Raw genomic sequence first — 16,865 nt, 5'->3', positions numbered from 1 at the left:
AGCCGGATCTCGTCGCCCGCGTCGGCCATCATGGCCCGCAGCAGGAACAGGCCGGCCGCATAGGGCAGGCCGGCGATGAACATGGCGACCGCCGTCAGGGCGAAACTGCCGCCAGGGACCAGGGTCGCGCCGATGTAGAAGACAGCGAAGATCAGGCTGGCCGTGGCCAGCGCCCTGTCCTTGCCGATCTTCGTCGCCAGCCAGGCCCAGAAGGGCGCCCCGACCAGTCCGGCCACGAAATAGAACAGCATGAACAGCGAGGCCTGGGTGTGGTCGTAACCCTTGATCTGGCCGAAGAAGAAGAACAGCAGCGAACCGGTGATCCCCGGCGCCACGCCCAGCAGCAGATCGGCGAACAGCAGCTTGCGCACGGTCTTCTTGCCGAACAGGGCCAAATAGGCTCTCGGCCCGCCGTGAGGGGCCGCGCCGGCGTTGACCGGCTCGGGGACGACGAACATGGCCAGGCCGATGGTGACGGGCAGGGCGATCATGATCGCCCAGCCCATGATGCGCACGCCGTCGGCGTAGTCGCCGATACCGGTCTTCACCACCACGGTGGGCAGGATCAGGATCAGGATCACGCCGATGATGTTGAACACCTGCCACCAGCCGTAGACCCGGCTGCGCTGGTCGTACTGAGGGGCCAGCACCGAGGCCCAGCCCAGCTGGCCGAGGGTGCCGATCGAGAAGCCGAGGTAGAGGACCAGCAGCCAGCCGAACAGATAGGCCGCGCCGGCGCCCGGCTGGACGAGGACGAACATCATCAGGGCCGAGAGCATCAGGATCGGCGTCGAGATCGCCATCCACGGGCGGTAGCGGCCCCATTTCGTCTTGGTGCGGTCCATGCCCCAGCCGATGAAGGGGTCGAAGACGATGTCGATCAGCCGGACGGCCATGAAGACCGTCGCGACCACGCCCAGCTCCAGCCCCACATAGGTGGCGTAGAACTCCGGCAGGGTGACCGGCAGGGCGACGCCGAACGCCGCCAGCGGCAGGCAGGGGCCGGAGAAGGCGGCCAGGACGCCGTTCGAACGACGGGGGGCGGCTTCGGCGACGGGTGCGTCGGTCATGGACAGGTCCGGCGATCCGGCCCGAGTCGGCCGTGGCCTCACCATGCCGACTTTGCGGGCGTCCGCGAAGGGCCTTGCCGTGACCACAGTGACGGGGTCACCATCCCCCCATGCTGATGCGTTTGATCCTGTTGCTGCTGACCGCCGCCGGCCTGTTCGCGGCGACGGCGGTCGAGGCGCAGACTCGCGCGCGCCCGGCGCGGGGCCAGGCCGAGATCTGCGACATCGATTCCATTGAATGGGCCGGCCCGGCCTTCGCCAACAGCGTCTCCTGGCAGCGCATGGAATGGACGCCGTTCGGCCCGACCGAATACGGCTGGGAGACCTATCTGCCGCTGATCCAGCACGAGCTGGGCACCGACTGCGCGCCGAGCTCGCCGGTGTTCGCGCGGAAGCTGGCGGAGTTCCAGATCGCCCACGGCCTTCCGCCCACGGGCTGGTTCGACGCGGCCACCTTCCAGACCTTCCGCGGCCTGTGGCAGGAGCGCCGCCCCTTCATCATGGCCCGGGTGCGCGAGGAGCCGTGTCCGGAACCGCCGCCCCTGTATCAGCTCGGCTATCTGGTCGAATCGGAAGAGCACGCCGATCGGCTGACGCGGCTGCTGCGCCGCGACGTTCTGGACGCCTATCGCCGGCTGGTCGCCGCCGCGCGCGCCGAGGTGCCCGAGGTCGCCAATGATCCGGAAATGCTGCAAATCTTCTCGGGCTTCCGCGATCCGGAGGCCGACGCGGCCCGATGCGCGGCCTCCGGCAATTGCGACGGGCTGAGGCGGGCGGTCTGCTCGCCGCACCGTACGGGGACGGCGGTGGACCTGTACGTCGGTCAACTGGCGGGACTGGGCGTGGACAACACCTCGGCCGCCAGCCGGCTTCACATGACGCGCAGCCCGGCCTACCGCTGGCTGGTCAAGAACGCCGGCCGGTTCGGCTTCACCCCCTATGTCTATGAGCCCTGGCATTGGGAGTGGATCAGCCCGACCGGCGGCTACGCCGGGCAATGATCCGTGGGCTGACGGTCGGAGAGCGGGCGCTGGCGGAGGAGGCGTTCGCCGATTCCCTGACCCTCGACACGGTCCGCTTTCTGAAATCGCCGCCGCCGTTCGACCGGGCCTTCGTCGCGGGCCGATGGTTCGGGCGCGACTGGGTGGTCTGGCCGGCCGGCGCCCTGCCGGACGATATCGGCTCGGCGCCCCTCAGGACGCAGGCGACCTTCATCCACGAACTGACCCATGTCTGGCAGGCGCAGCAGGGGGTGAACCTGTTGACCGGCAAGCTGAAGGCCGGCGACCGGCCGTCGTCCTACGAATACCCCGTCGGCATGGATTGCGGCTGGGCCGATCTGAACATCGAACAACAGGCCATGGTGGTCGAGCACCGCTTCCGCCTGTCGCGCGGGCAGCCCGCACCGGGCGATCAGGCCTTCTATGATCGCGTCTGCCCGATCGGCCGCCCCCTTGCAGCGCCCGTCGTCGACCCTATATCAGGCACAGACACTGTTACTAAATAGGGAGAGTCTGATGCCCCAACCCGCAATCTTCTTCGGCCACGGCTCGCCGATGAACGCCCTCGGCGGCCCGTATGCTGACGTCTGGCGCGACGTCGGCGTCTCGGTCGGCAAGCCGAGGGGCGTGGTCATGATCTCGGCCCATTGGGAAACCGACGGCCTGGGCGTGACGGCGCAGCCGCAGCCGGAAACCATCCACGATTTCGGCGGCTTCACCGACGAACTGCATGCGATGCAGTACCCGGCGCCCGGCTCACCCGAACTGGCGGCGCGGGTGTCGGCGCTCACCGGCGCGACGCCGACGACGCAATGGGGCCTCGACCATGGAACCTGGTCGGTGCTCGCCCACGTCTGGCCCGAGGCGGATGTTCCGGTGGTGCAGCTTTCGCTGAACCGCCGGCTGGACGCCCAGGGGCATTTCGATCTGGCGCGCAAGCTCTCGGCCCTGCGGGACGAGGGGGTCGTGATCGCCGGCTCGGGCGACTTCGTCCACAATCTGAGGACCTGGAAGCGTGCGGGCGGCGAGGCCTACGGCTGGGCCTCGGGGTTCAACGAAGCGGTCAAGTCGGCTCTGCTGCGCGGCGACGACGCGGCGCTGATCGACTGGGTCGGTCTGGCCGAGGATGCGCAGCTGAGCGTGCCGACCGACGAACACTATCTGCCGTTGCTGTACGTCGCCGCCCAGCGCAGGCCGGGCGACGACGTCAGCTTCTTCAACGACGTCATCGAGGGCGGTTCAATCTCGATGACGGGCGTGCGGATCGGTCAGGCGTAGGGCTTCTTGCGCATGGCCGCGTCGACGCTCCAGGGTCCGGGGCCGGCGGCGACGAGGTACAGGAAGACGAAGCAGTAGAGCGCGATCGTCTCGCCCCCGTTCAGGATGGGGAAGACCCCCTGGGGCCCGTGCATGGTCCAGTAGCCGACGGCGCAGAAGCCGGAGGCGAGAAAGGCCGCCGGCCGCGAGAACAGTCCCAGCACCAGCAGGGCGCCGAGGACGAGTTCGAACGGTCCGGAAAGCCCGGTGAGACTGAGCCCCGGGGGCGGGACGCCCTCGACGGCCGGGAAACCGAGAACCTTGGCCGTGCCGTGACACACGAACAGCAGACCGGCGACAATGCGCAGGACGCTGAGAAGCTGAGGCTGATACGCGGAGAACCTGTCGAACATGAAACCCTCCCTTGGCGAGGAGGAAGTCTGGAACCGAGTCGGCTGCATATCAAAGCCGGGCCTCAGGCCGCCTTGTCGACCTCGGCCATCTGCTGGATGCGGACGTAGTCGGTCTTGCCGGTGCCGAGGACCGGCACGTCGACCACGCGCATGATCTTCTTGGGCACGGCCAGTTCCGGAGCGCCGTGGCTGCGGGCCCATTCGGCCAGGCGCGCGACGTCGGCGTCCTTGCGGTCGGTGACCAGCACCAGCTTCTCGCCCTTGCGGCTGTCGGGAATGGAGACGACGGCGTGGCGGGCGTCGGGCCAGACCGCGCTGGCCAGGCCCTCGACCGCGGTCAGCGACACCATCTCGCCGCCGATCTTGGCGAACCGTTTCACCCGACCGAGGATGGAGACGTAGCCGTCCTTGTCGATGTCGACGATGTCGCCCGTGTCATGCCAGCCGCCGGGCAGGGGGTCGATCGACAGGGGGTCGTCCGCCGACAGATAGCCGTGCATGACATTGGGGCCGCGCAGATACAGCCGCCCGCCTTCGGGAATGCCCTCGACGGGATCGATGCGCCATTCCAGGCCCGGCATCATCTGACCCACGGTGCCGGGGCGGTTGCGGTCGGGATGGTTTACGGCGACGACCGGCGCCGCTTCGGTGGCGCCGTAGCCTTCCAGCAGTTTCAGACCGTGGAAACGGGTGTTGAACAGGTGGTGCGTCTCGTCGCGCACCCGCTCGGCGCCGGCGACGACGAATTTCAGGGTGGCGAAGTCATCGGCCGCGGCCACGCGGGCGTACTGGTTCAGGAAGGTGTCGGTGGCGAACAGGATCGAGGCCTTCACCTCGGGCAGCAGTTCGACGATCTGTTTGGCGTGCAGGGGCGACGGATACTGGAAGGCCTTCATCCCGTGCAGGATCGGCAGCAGGACGCCGCCCGTCAGGCCGAAGCAGTGGAAGGTCGGCAGCGGGTTGAACATCACCCATTCGGGCAGGAGGTCGATGTGCTGGGCCACCTGGCGGCAGTTGGCGACGAGGTTCCACTGGCTGAGCACCACGCCCTTGGGCGCGCCGAAACTGCCCGAGGTGAACAGGACCACGCCCGGCGACGAGGGCTCGGTCCTGGTGCGGAAGCGTCTGGGCATCAGGCCGGCCATGAGACCGTAGACCTTGTCCTGGATGCCGATGGTCTTGCGGACGTCGTCCAGCCAGACGATCTCGGCGACCGTGCCCAGGTCCTCGACCAGGTCATCCAGCTTCGCCTGGGTGACGAAACGTTTGGCCGTGAGGATCTTCCTGACCCCGGCGGCCTTGATCGCCGCCTTGATGTTGGCCTCGCCCGAGGTGAAATTCAGCATCACCGGCACGCGGCCGTGGGCGTGCAGGCCGTAATACGTGACCACGACCCCCATGCTGGACGGCAGCAGGATGCCGACCCGCTCGGACGGCTCGGTCATGGCGGCGATCTTGCGCCCCAGCACGAAGGCGGCGCGGATCAGGCCGGTGTAGGTGAGGGGCTTGCGGTCCTGGTCCTCGAGGATTTCCTTGTCGCCGTACTTTTCGCGAGCCGCGATCAGGGCGTCGAAAATGGTCTGCTCACCGGCCTTGGTATCCAGGGGTACGCGCAAAACCATCCTCCGTGGGGCCCGGTTGGGTCCGGCCCTTATGCTGAACGCGCAAACTAGGGCGGCGAGCCGCCGTTGAAAAGATACGTTACCTTGCGTGAGCCTTGGCCCTGCCTTGCCTTCGCCGCGAGGAAGGACGACATAGCGGTTTCGCACAGTCCGGAGCCCGCGACGCCTTGGTCACGCTGATTGACACCCTGACGAAGACGCCGGCCGAACTGCGTCACCCGGAAAAGCAGAACCGCCCCGAGACGGCCGTGCTGAAGAAGCCCGACTGGCTGCGCGTCAAGGCGCCCGGCTCGGGCCAGTACAACGCCACCCGGGCGATCGTGAAGGAGAAGGGTCTCCACACGGTCTGCGAGGAGGCCGCCTGCCCGAACATCGGCGAGTGCTGGAGCCAGAAGCACGCCACCCTGATGATCATGGGCGACACCTGCACGCGGGCCTGCGCCTTCTGCAACGTCAAGACGGGCCTGCCCCAGCCGCTGGACCCCGAAGAGCCGGCCAAGGTCGGTCTGGCCGTCCACGAGATGGGTCTGAACCACGTGGTGATCACCTCGGTCGACCGGGATGACGTCGCCGACGGCGGCGCGGCCCATTTCGCCGAGGTGGTGCGCCAGATCCGGCTGCAGGCGCCGAACACCACCATCGAAATCCTGACGCCCGACTTCCTGCGCAAGGACGGGGCGGCCGAGGTCATGATCGACGCCACGCCGGACGTGTTCAACCACAACCTCGAGACCGTGCCGCGGCTGTATCTGAAGATCCGGCCCGGGGCCCGCTACTTCCACAGCCTGCGCCTGCTGCAGATGGTCAAGGAGCGCGACCCCAACCAGTTCACCAAGTCCGGAATCATGGTGGGCCTGGGCGAGACCCGCGAGGAGGTCATGCAGGTGATGGACGACATGCGGTCCGCCGGCGTCGACTTCATCACCATCGGCCAGTACCTGCAGCCGACGCGGAAGCACGCGGCCATCGAGCGCTTCGTCACGCCGGAAGAGTTCAAGGCCTATGAGGCGATCGCGCGCGCCAAGGGCTTCCTGATGGTGTCCTCGTCGCCCCTGACCCGCAGCTCGCACCACGCCGGCGAGGACTTCGCCCGGCTGCGCGCGGCGCGTCTGGCGCAGATCGGACGCTGAGCCGCGCTTGGCCGTCCACCGCGTCACCAAAATCCTGCCCTACAAGCCCGAGCAGCTCGCCGCGCTGGTCGCCGACGTCCGCGCCTATCCCGAGTTCGTGCCCTGGGTCACCGCCATGCGGACATGGGCCGCTCGCGAAGAGGCGCCGGGTGTCTCGCTGCTGGACGCCGAGGCGGCGGTCGGCTTCTCGTTCCTCAAGGAGCGGTTCTCGACCTGGGTCCGGCATGACCGGAACCGCAATATGGTCGAGGTCGGCCTGCTGCGGGGGCCGTTCCGGCATCTGAACAACCGCTGGGAGTTCTTCCCCGATCCCAGGGGGACCCGGGTCGAGTTCTTCATCGACTTCGCCTTCAAGTCGCGGATCCTGGACGGCGTCCTGCACGCCAATTTCGACCGGGCGGTCAGCAAGCTGATGCACTGTTTCGAGGCGCGGGCGGCCAAACTCTACGGTCCGGAGGCGTGAGTTTCGACTTCGACGCGACGGTGGTGGGCGCCGGCGCAGTCGGTCTGGCCTGCGGCCGCGCGCTGGCGAAACGGGGCCTGTCGGTGCTGGTGCTCGAAAAGGAACCGCACATCGGTCAGGGCGTGTCGTCGCGCAATTCCGAGGTCATCCATGGCGGCCTCTACTATCCGACGGGCTCGCTGAAGGCGCGGCTGTGCGTCCAGGGCCGGCGCGCCCTCTATCCGTTTCTGGAGAGCCACAAGGTCGACTTCCGCAAATGCGGCAAGCTGGTCGTGGCGACCCGGGAGGCCGAGGTCGCGCGCATCGAAGCCATCTTCGAACAGGGCGTCGCCAATGAGGTCGAGGGTCTGGATCACCTGACCGGCGCCCAGGCGCGGGCTCTGGAGCCCGGCCTGAACGCCCATGCGGCCATCCTGTCGCCCGAGAGCGGGGTATTCGACAGCCACGGCTACATGCTGGCCCTGCAGGGCGAGATCGAGGACGCGGGCGGCTCGGTGGTCGTCTCCACGCCCTTCGAGCGCGCCGAGCCGCTGGCCGGCGGCGGCTTCACGATTACGGCAGGCGGGGAGGGCGGGGCCGCCCTGACGACCCGCCTGCTGGTCACCGCGCCGGGCCTGGGCGCACAGGATGCGGCGGGCCGGATCGCCGGCTACCCCTCCGCCGGCATTCCCGCGGGCCATTTCGGCAAGGGCGTCTATTTCCGCCTGACCGGCAAGGCGCCGTTCGAGCGTCTGGTCTATCCGCCGCCCATCCCCGGCGCGCTGGGCACCCACTACCGCAAGGATCTGGGCGGCCAGGCCGTGTTCGGGCCTGACCTCGCCTATGTCGAGAGCGAGGACTATTCGGTCGACCCGGCCAAGGTCGGCGAGTTCGAAGGCTATATCCGCCGCTTCTGGCCGGGCCTGCCCGACGGGGCCCTGACCGCCGACTATGCGGGCATCCGGCCCAAGCTGCACGGGCCGGGCGAGCCGCAGCCGGACTTCCAGCTGCGCGGCCGCGACGACCACGGCCTTGTCGGTCTGGTCGCGCTGTTCGGTATCGAAAGCCCGGGCCTGACCAGTGCGCTTGCGATCGGCGAGGCGGTCAGTGAAATGCTGGGTCATGACTGAGATCACGATCCGCGACGCCGTCGCGGCGGACATTCCGGCCCTGCACCGCCTGATCGAGAGCGCCTACCGCGGCGAGGCCTCCCGCGCGGGCTGGACGACGGAGGCCGACCTGCTGGACGGCCAGCGCACCGATCCCGACGATCTGGCCGACATCCTCGGCGATCCGAAACAGGCCCTGCTGTCCGCCTGGCGCGGCGATGCGCTGCTGGGCTGCGTCCTGATCGCCGACCGGGGCGAGGGGACAGGCTATTTCGGCATGCTGTCGGTCAGCCCGACGCTACAGGGCGGCGGTCTGGGCCGTCGTCTTGTCGAGGCCGCCCACCGGACGCTGGCGGAACGCTTCGGCGCGCGGCGCGTCCGCATTTCCGTCTTCCCGCAGCGCGAGACGTTGATCGGCTGGTACGAACGGCTGGGCTACCGCAAGACCGGAGCCACATTGCCGTTCCCCTACGGCGACCCGCGGTTCGGCCTGCCCAAACGCGACGACCTCCATTTCGTCGTCATGGAACACGAACTGGCCTGAACCGGTGGAAATCCGCACGCCTCGTCTGATCCTGCGCTCCGCCCGCCCGGACGATCTGGAAGCCATGCACGCCGTCCTGTCCGACCCGCGCGCCACGCAATGGTGGTCGACGCCGCCCCACGAAACGCTCGAACAGACGCAGGCCTGGCTCGAGGGGATGATCGCCAATGGCCCCGACCAGCCTGACTTCGTCGTCGAGCTGGACGGCCGGGTGATCGGCAAGGCCGGGTTCTGGCGACTGCCCGACGTCGGCTACATCCTGCATCCGGATGTCTGGGGGCGGGGGCTGGCCGCCGAGGCCGTGGGCGCCGCGATCGACCATGTCTTCCGCACCCGCGACATCGAGACCCTGACCGCCGACGTCGATCCGGAGAACGCCGCATCGATCCGGTTGCTGGAACGGCTGGGCTTCGTCCGCACCGGCTTTGCGGAGCGCACCTGGGAGGTCGGCGGGGTCTGGAAGGACAGCATCTTCTATGCTCTGTCGCGCGCGGATCGGGAGACGAAAGCTCCCGCTTGAACTTCGGGTCGGGTTCAGGCATAAGCCCGCCCTCGCTGGCGGCTCTTTCGGGCCGCCGCTGTTGTTTTCGCGCTCCTGCAGCGCCGACTAAGAAGATTGAGACGGACATGGCCGTTCCGAAGCGCAAAGTATCGCCCTCGCGTCGCAACATGCGCCGCTCGCACGACTCGCTGGGCGTCAACGCCTACACCGAGGACAAGGACACGGGCGAGCTGCGCCGCTCGCACCACATCGACCTGAAGACCGGCACCTATCGCGGCCGTCAGGTCCTGACGCCCAAGGAAGACTAGGTCTTTCAAGGCTTCGGCTGAATGATTGACGGCGCGCGGTTCTCCGCGCGCCGTTTTCATGCGTTGATGCTCCAGCCCAAGGAGCAAGGCCATGATCCGTACCCTATTGCTGACGTCCGCCGTCATAGCGCTCGCCGCCTGTGGCGCGCCTGATCCGGAGCCCGCCTCCGCCCCCGCAGCGCCCGCTGCACCGCAGCCCGCCACGCCTCCCGCCGCAACCCCCGCGCCTGCCAACAGCGTCTCCGCCGAAGGCTGGGGCCCGCTGCGCATTGGCATGACGCGCGCAGAGGTGGAGACGGCGCTCGGCGCGGACTCCAATCCCGGCGCCGTCGGCGGACCCGACCCGGAGGCGTGCGACACCTTCCATCCGGCCCGCGCGCCTGAAGGCCTGACCGTCATGGTCGAGAAGGGCGTCCTGACCAGCATCTGGCTGGCGCGTGCAGCCACGCTCAAGACCGATCGTGGCTTCGGCGTGGGCGACCAGGCCTCGGCCATCAAGGCCGCCTACGGTTCGGCGGCGTCGGCGTCCCCGCACAAGTACAGCGAACCTCCGGCCGAATATATCACCGCCTGGAGCAGCGGCGGCGGGGCGGGCTATGTCCAGAATCCGGCCGCACGCGGGATCAGCTATCACATCGGCAACGACGGCCGGGTCCAGATGGTGGCCGCCGGCGGACCCAGCATCCAGTACGTCGAAGGCTGCGCCTGACGCTTGATGTTGGCGATTCGGCGGGGCCTGCGTTACACCCCGCCGACTTCCCTGACAGCAGAGCGCTCCCATGACCGACATCGCCGACATCGTCGCCCGCCAGATTCTCGACAGCCGCGGCAATCCGACGGTCGAGGTGGATGTGATCCTGGACGACGGCAGCTTCGGCCGTGCGGCGGTGCCTTCGGGCGCTTCTACGGGCGCGCACGAGGCCGTCGAGCTGCGTGACGGCGACAAGGACCTGTGGGGCGGCAAGGGCGTCGGCAAGGCCGTGGACGCGGTCAACGGCGAGATCTTCGACGCCCTGTCCGGCATGGACGCCGAGGACCAGCGCCGCATCGACGAGGCCCTGATCGCGCTGGACGGCACCGAGAACAAGGGCCGGCTGGGCGCCAACGCCATCCTGGGCGTCAGCCTCGCCTGCGCCAAGGCCAGCGCCATCTCGTCGGGCCTGCCGCTGCACCGCTATCTGGGCGGCGTCTCGGCCCGCATCCTGCCGACCCCGATGATGAACATCATCAACGGCGGCGCCCACGCCGACAATCCGATCGACATCCAGGAGTTCATGATCCTGCCCACCGGCGCCGAGAGCTTCTCGGAGGCCCTGCGCATGGGCTCGGAAATCTTCCACGCCCTGAAGAAGCAGCTGAAGGACGCCGGCCACAACACCAACGTCGGCGACGAGGGCGGTTTCGCCCCCAACCTGGCCTCGGCCGAGGAAGCGCTCAGTTTCATCACCAAGGCGGGGCAGGCGGCGGGCTATCTGGCCGGCGAGGACTTCCACCTCGGCCTCGACGTCGCCGCGACGGAGTTCTTCAAGGACGGCAAATACGTCATGGCCGGCGAGGGCAAGACGCTGGAGGCCGACGCCATGGTCAACTATCTGGCCGACCTGTGCGAACGCTTCCCCATCGTCTCGATCGAGGACGGCTGCGCCGAGGACGATTTCGACGGCTGGCGGATGCTGACCGAACGTCTGGGCGACCGCTGCCAGATCGTCGGCGACGACCTGTTCGTCACCAATCCGGCCCGCCTGGCCGCCGGCATCGGCGAGGGCCTGGCCAACTCTATTCTCGTAAAGGTCAACCAGATCGGCACCTTGTCCGAGACTCTTGACGCCGTGGATATGGCGCACCGCGCCGGCTACACCGCCGTGATGAGCCACCGCTCGGGCGAAACCGAGGACTCGACCATCGCCGACCTGGCCGTCGCCACCAACTGCGGGCAGATCAAGACCGGCTCGCTGGCCCGCTCGGACCGGACGGCGAAATACAACCAACTGCTCCGCATCGAGGAGATGCTGGGCGATCAGGGCGCCTATTTCGGCGACGGCATGCTGCTGAACCGGTAGGCGCCGGTTCGCAGTTTTTACGGCCAAGCTACGGTTCGTTAGGCATTTTCGGTCAGACTCCTTCAATCTTGAGTCCCGCTCAGAAGGAGCGTCCCCCCGTGCCCGAGCGGATGAAGCCGTACTTCCCCTCCGCCATCCTGGCGTTGCTGGTCGTCTATCTGGGCGTACAGGCCCTGACGGGCGAGCGCGGCCTGCTGAGCGGACACGAGCGCGACGCCATGCTGGTGCGCCGCGAGGCTCAACTCGCCTCGATCATGGAGCAGCGCCGGGATCTCGAGGTCCGCGTTCGCTATCTGCGCACCGACAGCCTTTCACGCGATCTGCTGGAGGAGCGCGCGCGCGCTGTTCTCGGCTTCAGCGACCCGCGCGACTATGTGATCCGCGTCTCCGCTCCGGCTGCGTCAAAGAGCCCTACGCCCAGGGCCTGATCGCGGACCAGGCTGCGCTTTCAGGGAAGAAAACCCGAGATCGGACGCAGGGGCGTCCGAACCGCTTTCGTTCAGGCGTGAACTTTCGTTACAGCTTGACCGGTCCGCTTTGCGTTTCGGGAACGAAGGCTGCTAAAGCCCCTTTCCGTAACGACAAGAGGCCTGCAACGGCGGGCCCAGCCGGGAGATGACGGATGGCGAAAGCCCCCGCCGCCAAAGCTGATTCCAGCAAGGCGACCAAACTGCCCAATACGCCGACGGCCTCGAAGGAGGACCTGCTGCGCTTCTACCGCGAGATGGTTCTCATCCGCCGGTTCGAGGAGCGCGCCGGCCAGCTGTACGGCATGGGTCTGATCGGCGGCTTCTGCCACCTGTACATCGGCCAGGAAGCCGTGGCCGTGGGCGTTCAGGAGAGCGTCAAACAGGGCCACGACAAGATCATCACCGGCTACCGCGACCATGGCCACATGTTGTGCGCCGGCATGGACCCGAAAGAGGTCATGGCGGAGCTGACCGGCCGCATCGGCGGTTCGTCCAAGGGCAAGGGCGGGTCGATGCACATGTTCGACACGGCCACGGGCTTCTACGGCGGCCACGGCATCGTGGGCGCGCAGGTCGCGCTGGGCACCGGCCTGGCCTTCGCCGGCCGGTACCGCGGCGATGACTCGGTCGCCTTCATCTATTTCGGCGACGGCGCGGCCAACCAGGGCCAGGTCTACGAGAGCTTCAACATGGCCCAGCTGTGGAAGCTGCCGGCCATCTACATCATCGAGAACAACCAGTACGCCATGGGCACGAGCATCGAGCGCTCGTCGTCCACGACCCAGCTCAGCGAGCGCGGTTCCAGTTTCGGCATCCCGGGCGAACAGGTCGACGGCATGGACGTGCTGGCGGTCCGCGAGGCCACGGCCCGCGCCGTGAAGCGCGCCCGTGAGGGCGGCGGCCCCTACATCCTCGAGATGAAGACCTACCGCTATCGCGGTCACTCCATGTCGGATCCGGCCAAATACCGGGCCAAGGAAGAGGTCGACGAGGTCAAGAAGACCCGCGATCCCATCGACCATGTGAAGATGCTGCTCGACCAGGCCGGGGCCACCGAGGACGACCTCAAGGCCATCGACGCCGAGATCAAGACCATCGTGGCGGACGCCGTCCAGTTCGCCCAGGAAAGCCCGGAGCCGGATCCGTCCGAGCTCTACACCGACGTCTACGTGGAGGCGTCGGCATGATGGCGTTGCTTCTCGCGATCGCCCTGCAGACGCCGGCTCCTTCTGCGGCGCCCGCGCTGTCTGAGCAGCCTGCGCCGCCTCTGACGGCGGTCGACCCGTGCGTGGAACTTCAGGGCAATGGCCGCGGTATCATCGGCGGGCAGCGCTTCAGGGGACGCGCCTTGGCAAAAGCCGTAGCGGAGCGGATTCCCGCCGGCCGGCCCCTGTTCATCCGGTTCGCCAACGAGCGAGCCTCAAACGACATCGAAGGCATGACGGCTGCCATGGCGGGGGGAGCCAATGCTCCGTCGATCGTCATCGTTGAAACCTGCGATCTGCCCGGGGGAGCCCAGCAATGACCGACATTCTCATGCCGGCGCTGTCGCCCACGATGGAAGAGGGCACGCTGACCAAGTGGCACATCAAGGCGGGCGACACCGTCTCGGCCGGCCAGGTCATCGCCGAGATCGAAACAGACAAGGCGACCATGGAAGTCGAGGCCGTGGACGAGGGCGAGGTGCTGGAAATTCTCGTGGCCGAGGGCTCCGAGAACGTGAAGGTCAACACGCCGATCGCGCGTCTGTCGGGTGAAGACGCGCCTGCGATTTCGAAGACGGATTCCGCTGCGACTTCGACGACTTCGGATACGTCCGCGAAGAATTCGGAGACGGCCGCTTCCGGCGAGCCCGAAAAGGCGCCGGCGCCCGTCGCCGCGGCCCCCAGGGTCGAACTGCGCGATCCCGAAATCCCGGCCGGCGCCAAGCTGGTCAAGACGACCATCCGCGACGCCCTGCGCGACGCCATGGCCGAAGAGATGCGCCGTGACGACAAGGTGTTCCTGATCGGCGAGGAGGTCGCCCAGTACCAGGGCGCCTACAAGGTCAGCCGCGAACTGCTGCAGGAGTTCGGCGACAAGCGCGTCGTCGACACCCCGATCACCGAGCACGGCTTCGCCGGCCTGGGCGTCGGCGCCGCCATGGCGGGCCTGAAGCCGATCGTCGAGTTCATGACCTTCAACTTCGCCATGCAGGCCATCGACCACATCATCAACTCGGCGGCCAAGACCCTGTACATGTCGGGCGGCCAGATCCGCGCCGGCATCGTCTTCCGCGGTCCCAACGGCGCCGCCAGCCGCGTGGGCGCCCAGCACAGCCAGGACTATTCGGCCTGGTACGCCCAGGTCCCCGGTCTGAAGGTCGTGGCCCCCTATGACGCCGCCGACGCCAAGGGCCTGATGAAGTCGGCCATCCGCGATCCCAACCCCGTCGTCTTCCTCGAGCACGAGATGATGTACGGGCTGGAGTTCGACGTGCCCGAGGTCGAGGACTATCTGGTCCCCATCGGCAAGGCCAAGGTCCGCCGCGAAGGCACGGACGTCACCATCACGGCCCACAGCCGCATGGTCGGTTTCGCGCTTCAGGCCGCCGAACAGCTGGCCGGGGAGGGCATCTCCTGCGAGGTCGTCGACCTGCGCACCCTGCGTCCGCTGGATCATGAGACGATCGTCGAGAGCGTGAAGAAGACCAGCCGTCTGGTCTCGGCCGAGGAAGGCTGGGGTCCGATGGGCGTCGGCGCCGAGGTCGTGACCCGGGTGATCGAACACGCGTTCGACTATCTGGATGCGCCGCCGGTGCGGGTCCACCAGGAAGACGTGCCGCTGCCCTACGCGGCCAATCTGGAAGCCCTGTCGCTGCCGGGCGTGGACAAGATCGTCGCCGCCGTGAAGCAGGTGATGGCATGAGCGAGCCCGAGGAACACCAGCTGAAGACGCCCGACAGCGTCGCCGCCGACGCCGGGGCCATCGAGATCATGCGCATGTGGTGGTCGGAGGGCCAGCCGGTCATGTCGGTGAAACCGGCCTTCAACGACCCGCAGAAGTTCGGCCAGATGCTGGCCTACGCCGCGAAACACATGGCCCACGGCTATGCGGTGCGGCACGGCCACGACGAGCGTCAGGCCTATCAACGGATCCTGCAGGGCCTGTCCGAGGTGATCAAGGCGGACAACGTGCAGACCGTGACCGAACCCGTCTCCAAGCCCGGGAGCGTGCAATGACCGACATCCTGATGCCCGCCCTGTCGCCCACGATGGAAGAGGGCGTTCTGGCCAAATGGCACGTCAAGGTCGGCGACACGGTCAAGGCGGGCGACGTCATCGCCGAGATCGAGACCGACAAGGCGACCATGGAGGTCGAGGCCGTCGACGAGGGCGAGGTCACCGACATCCTCGTGGCCGAAGGCACGGAAGGCGTGAAGGTCAATACGCCCATCGCCCGGCTGAAGGACGAAGGCGGCGCCGCCGCTCCCGCGCCGAAAGCCGCTGCTGCGTCGGAGAAGGCTGAACCGGTGAAGGCCGAGGCCGCTCCGGCGCCCGCCGCCCCTCAGAAAGCCGCGCCGGCTCCCGCGAAGGCCGATGGCGAGCGCGTCTTCGCCTCGCCGCTGGCCCGGCGGATCGCGGCCCAGAACGGCGTCGATCTGAAATCCGTCAAGGGCACTGGCCCGCACGGCCGCATCGTCAAACGCGACGTCGAGGGCGTGAAGGGCGGCGCTGCGGCTCCGGCCGCTGCATCGGCTTCAGCGCCGGCCGGCGAGGTCCGCAAGGTCCAGTCGCTGGCCCAGATGGGCATTCCGGACGGCAGCTACGACCTGATCCCGCTGGACGGCATGCGCAAGGCCATCGCCCGCCGCCTGACCGACAGTTTCCGCGACGTGCCGCATTTCCCGCTGACCATTGATTGCGAGATCGACGGCCTGCTGGCCTCGCGCGCCAGGGTCAACGCCATGCTCGAGAAGTCGGGCGTGAAGGTCTCGGTCAACGACTTCGTCATCAAGGCCTCGGCCATGGCGCTGAAGGCCGTGCCGGAAGCCAACGCCAGCTATTCGCCCGAGGGCATCGCCATGCACCACCACGCCGATGTGGCGATGGCGGTGGCGATCGACGGCGGCCTGATCACCCCGATCATCCGCGCGGCGGAAACCAAGTCCCTGTCGCAGATCGCGACCGAGTCCAAGGACCTGGCCAGGCGCGCCCGCGACCGCAAGCTGAAGCCCGAGGAATTCCAGGGCGGCACCTTCTCGGTTTCCAACCTCGGCATGTTCGGCATCAAGGCCTTCGCCTCGATCATCAACGAGCCGCAGGGCGCGATCATGAGCGTGGGAGCGGGCGAGCAACGTCCCGTGGTCAAGGACGGCCAGCTGGCCGTGGCCGCGGTGATGACCGTCACCCTGACCTGCGATCACCGCGTGGTCGACGGCGCTGTCGGCGCGAGATTCCTTCAGGCCTTCAAGGCGATGATCGAAGATCCTGTGACGATGCTGGCGTAGGAGGCGGGCTGTGACCTCGGTCTATGATTTCAGCGCCACGGCCATCGACGGCGCCGAGCAGGCGCTGGAACAATATCGCGGCCAGGCCCTGCTGATCGTCAACACGGCGTCCAAATGCGGCTTCACCGGCCAGTATGCCGGGCTGGAAAAGCTGCATCGTCAGTATGCGGACAAGCCGTTCGAGGTGCTGGGCTTCCCCTGCAACCAGTTCGGCGAACAGGAGCCCGGCAAGGCCGCCGAGATCGCCAGCTTCTGCTCCACCAACTACGGCGTCGATTTCCCGATGTTCGACAAGGTCGAGGTCAACGGCCCGCACCGGCACCCGCTGTTCGACTGGCTGACCAGCCAGAAGAAGGGCTTCCTGGGCAGCCGCGACATCAAGTGGAACTTCACCAAATTCCTGACCGACCGTGAGGGCCGCGTGGTCGCGCGCTACGCCCCCCAGGTC

The 16,865-nt window shown here is 67.7% G+C and carries 21 protein-coding genes; 18 read left to right on the top strand and 3 right to left on the bottom strand.

Annotated features, from left to right (window positions below):
- Positions 1-1,070 (bottom strand): MFS transporter (locus tag V6M42_RS06590; protein ID WP_332677924.1); only part of this gene is annotated, 1,070 nt, incomplete at its 3' end.
- Between the two features lie 110 nt (positions 1,071-1,180).
- On the opposite strand from V6M42_RS06590, the gene V6M42_RS06585 reads away from it, so the two are divergent.
- Genes V6M42_RS06585 through ygiD form a run of 3 tightly spaced genes read left to right on the top strand, consistent with a single transcriptional unit; the run spans position 1,181 to position 3,349 of the window.
- A complete protein-coding gene (locus V6M42_RS06585) occupies positions 1,181-2,071 on the top strand; it encodes a D-alanyl-D-alanine carboxypeptidase family protein (protein WP_332677923.1) in 891 nt (296 codons plus the stop codon).
- Positions 2,068-2,577: a hypothetical protein gene (locus V6M42_RS06580; protein ID WP_332677922.1), complete on the top strand. Its 510-nt coding sequence runs from the start codon at positions 2,068-2,070 to the stop codon at positions 2,575-2,577. The genes V6M42_RS06585 and V6M42_RS06580 overlap by 4 nt, the downstream gene beginning before the upstream one ends.
- A 10-nt stretch (positions 2,578-2,587) precedes the next feature.
- Complete coding sequence (gene ygiD / locus V6M42_RS06575) at positions 2,588-3,349, top strand: 4,5-DOPA dioxygenase extradiol (protein ID WP_332677921.1); 762 nt, start codon at positions 2,588-2,590, stop codon at positions 3,347-3,349.
- On the opposite strand, the gene V6M42_RS06570 is transcribed toward ygiD, so the two are convergent.
- The gene (locus V6M42_RS06570) at positions 3,340-3,741 is read right to left on the bottom strand and encodes a DoxX family protein (protein ID WP_332657667.1); all 402 of its coding nucleotides are present in this window, start codon (positions 3,739-3,741) and stop codon (positions 3,340-3,342) included. The two genes, ygiD and V6M42_RS06570, sit on opposite strands and share 10 nt — an antisense overlap.
- 62 nt (positions 3,742-3,803) lie before the next feature.
- The gene (locus V6M42_RS06565) at positions 3,804-5,363 is read right to left on the bottom strand and encodes an AMP-binding protein (protein WP_332677920.1); all 1,560 of its coding nucleotides are present in this window, start codon (positions 5,361-5,363) and stop codon (positions 3,804-3,806) included.
- A 167-nt stretch (positions 5,364-5,530) separates the two neighbouring features.
- Here V6M42_RS06565 and lipA point away from each other — a divergent pair, with 167 nt between their 5' ends.
- The 15 genes from lipA to V6M42_RS06490 form a co-directional block, all read left to right on the top strand.
- Complete coding sequence (gene lipA, locus V6M42_RS06560; protein WP_332657663.1) at positions 5,531-6,493, top strand: lipoyl synthase; 963 nt, start codon at positions 5,531-5,533, stop codon at positions 6,491-6,493.
- A 7-nt stretch (positions 6,494-6,500) separates the two neighbouring features.
- Positions 6,501-6,956 (top strand): type II toxin-antitoxin system RatA family toxin, encoded by a 456-nt coding sequence (locus tag V6M42_RS06555; protein ID WP_332657661.1) that lies wholly within the window; start codon positions 6,501-6,503, stop codon positions 6,954-6,956.
- Positions 6,953-8,065, top strand: a complete 1,113-nt coding sequence (locus V6M42_RS06550; protein ID WP_332677919.1) for an NAD(P)/FAD-dependent oxidoreductase — start codon at positions 6,953-6,955, stop codon at positions 8,063-8,065. The genes V6M42_RS06555 and V6M42_RS06550 overlap by 4 nt, the downstream gene beginning before the upstream one ends.
- Positions 8,058-8,588, top strand: a complete 531-nt coding sequence (locus V6M42_RS06545; protein ID WP_332677917.1) for a GNAT family N-acetyltransferase — start codon at positions 8,058-8,060, stop codon at positions 8,586-8,588. Before V6M42_RS06550 ends, V6M42_RS06545 begins: the two co-directional genes overlap by 8 nt.
- Before the next feature lie 4 nt (positions 8,589-8,592).
- Positions 8,593-9,108 carry a GNAT family N-acetyltransferase gene (locus V6M42_RS06540; protein ID WP_332677916.1) on the top strand — a complete coding sequence of 172 codons (516 nt, stop codon included), beginning with the start codon at positions 8,593-8,595 and terminating at the stop codon, positions 9,106-9,108.
- Positions 9,109-9,215: 107 nt separating this feature from the next.
- The gene (gene rpmF, locus V6M42_RS06535; RefSeq protein WP_331036286.1) at positions 9,216-9,398 is read left to right on the top strand and encodes a 50S ribosomal protein L32; all 183 of its coding nucleotides are present in this window, start codon (positions 9,216-9,218) and stop codon (positions 9,396-9,398) included.
- Between the two features lie 91 nt (positions 9,399-9,489).
- Positions 9,490-10,107: a hypothetical protein gene (locus V6M42_RS06530; RefSeq protein WP_332677915.1), complete on the top strand. Its 618-nt coding sequence runs from the start codon at positions 9,490-9,492 to the stop codon at positions 10,105-10,107.
- A gap of 70 nt (positions 10,108-10,177) precedes the next feature.
- A complete protein-coding gene (gene eno, locus V6M42_RS06525; protein ID WP_332677914.1) occupies positions 10,178-11,458 on the top strand; it encodes a phosphopyruvate hydratase in 1,281 nt (426 codons plus the stop codon).
- Between the two features lie 110 nt (positions 11,459-11,568).
- On the top strand, positions 11,569-11,886 hold the full coding sequence (locus V6M42_RS06520) for an FtsB family cell division protein (protein WP_442880930.1): 318 nt from the start codon (positions 11,569-11,571) through the stop codon (positions 11,884-11,886).
- Positions 11,887-12,080: 194 nt separating this feature from the next.
- Positions 12,081-13,115 (top strand): pyruvate dehydrogenase (acetyl-transferring) E1 component subunit alpha, encoded by a 1,035-nt coding sequence (pdhA, locus tag V6M42_RS06515; protein ID WP_332660236.1) that lies wholly within the window; start codon positions 12,081-12,083, stop codon positions 13,113-13,115.
- Complete coding sequence (locus V6M42_RS06510; RefSeq protein WP_332677913.1) at positions 13,112-13,453, top strand: hypothetical protein; 342 nt, start codon at positions 13,112-13,114, stop codon at positions 13,451-13,453. The genes pdhA and V6M42_RS06510 overlap by 4 nt, the downstream gene beginning before the upstream one ends.
- Positions 13,450-14,835: a pyruvate dehydrogenase complex E1 component subunit beta gene (locus V6M42_RS06505; RefSeq protein ID WP_332660232.1), complete on the top strand. Its 1,386-nt coding sequence runs from the start codon at positions 13,450-13,452 to the stop codon at positions 14,833-14,835. The genes V6M42_RS06510 and V6M42_RS06505 overlap by 4 nt, the downstream gene beginning before the upstream one ends.
- The gene (locus V6M42_RS06500) at positions 14,832-15,149 is read left to right on the top strand and encodes a DUF5076 domain-containing protein (RefSeq protein ID WP_332660230.1); all 318 of its coding nucleotides are present in this window, start codon (positions 14,832-14,834) and stop codon (positions 15,147-15,149) included. The genes V6M42_RS06505 and V6M42_RS06500 overlap by 4 nt, the downstream gene beginning before the upstream one ends.
- Entirely contained in the window at positions 15,146-16,417 is a 1,272-nt protein-coding gene (locus tag V6M42_RS06495) for a pyruvate dehydrogenase complex dihydrolipoamide acetyltransferase (RefSeq protein WP_332677912.1), read from the top strand. Before V6M42_RS06500 ends, V6M42_RS06495 begins: the two co-directional genes overlap by 4 nt.
- Positions 16,418-16,427: 10 nt before the next feature.
- Positions 16,428-16,865, top strand: a 438-nt coding sequence (locus V6M42_RS06490; protein ID WP_332677911.1) for a glutathione peroxidase, incomplete at its 3' end; no start/stop codon positions are given.

The sequence above is a fragment of the Brevundimonas sp. genome, from assembly GCF_036677305.1.
Taxonomy (GTDB): domain Bacteria; phylum Pseudomonadota; class Alphaproteobacteria; order Caulobacterales; family Caulobacteraceae; genus Brevundimonas.
This window is presented reverse-complemented; position numbering and strand designations above follow the sequence as displayed.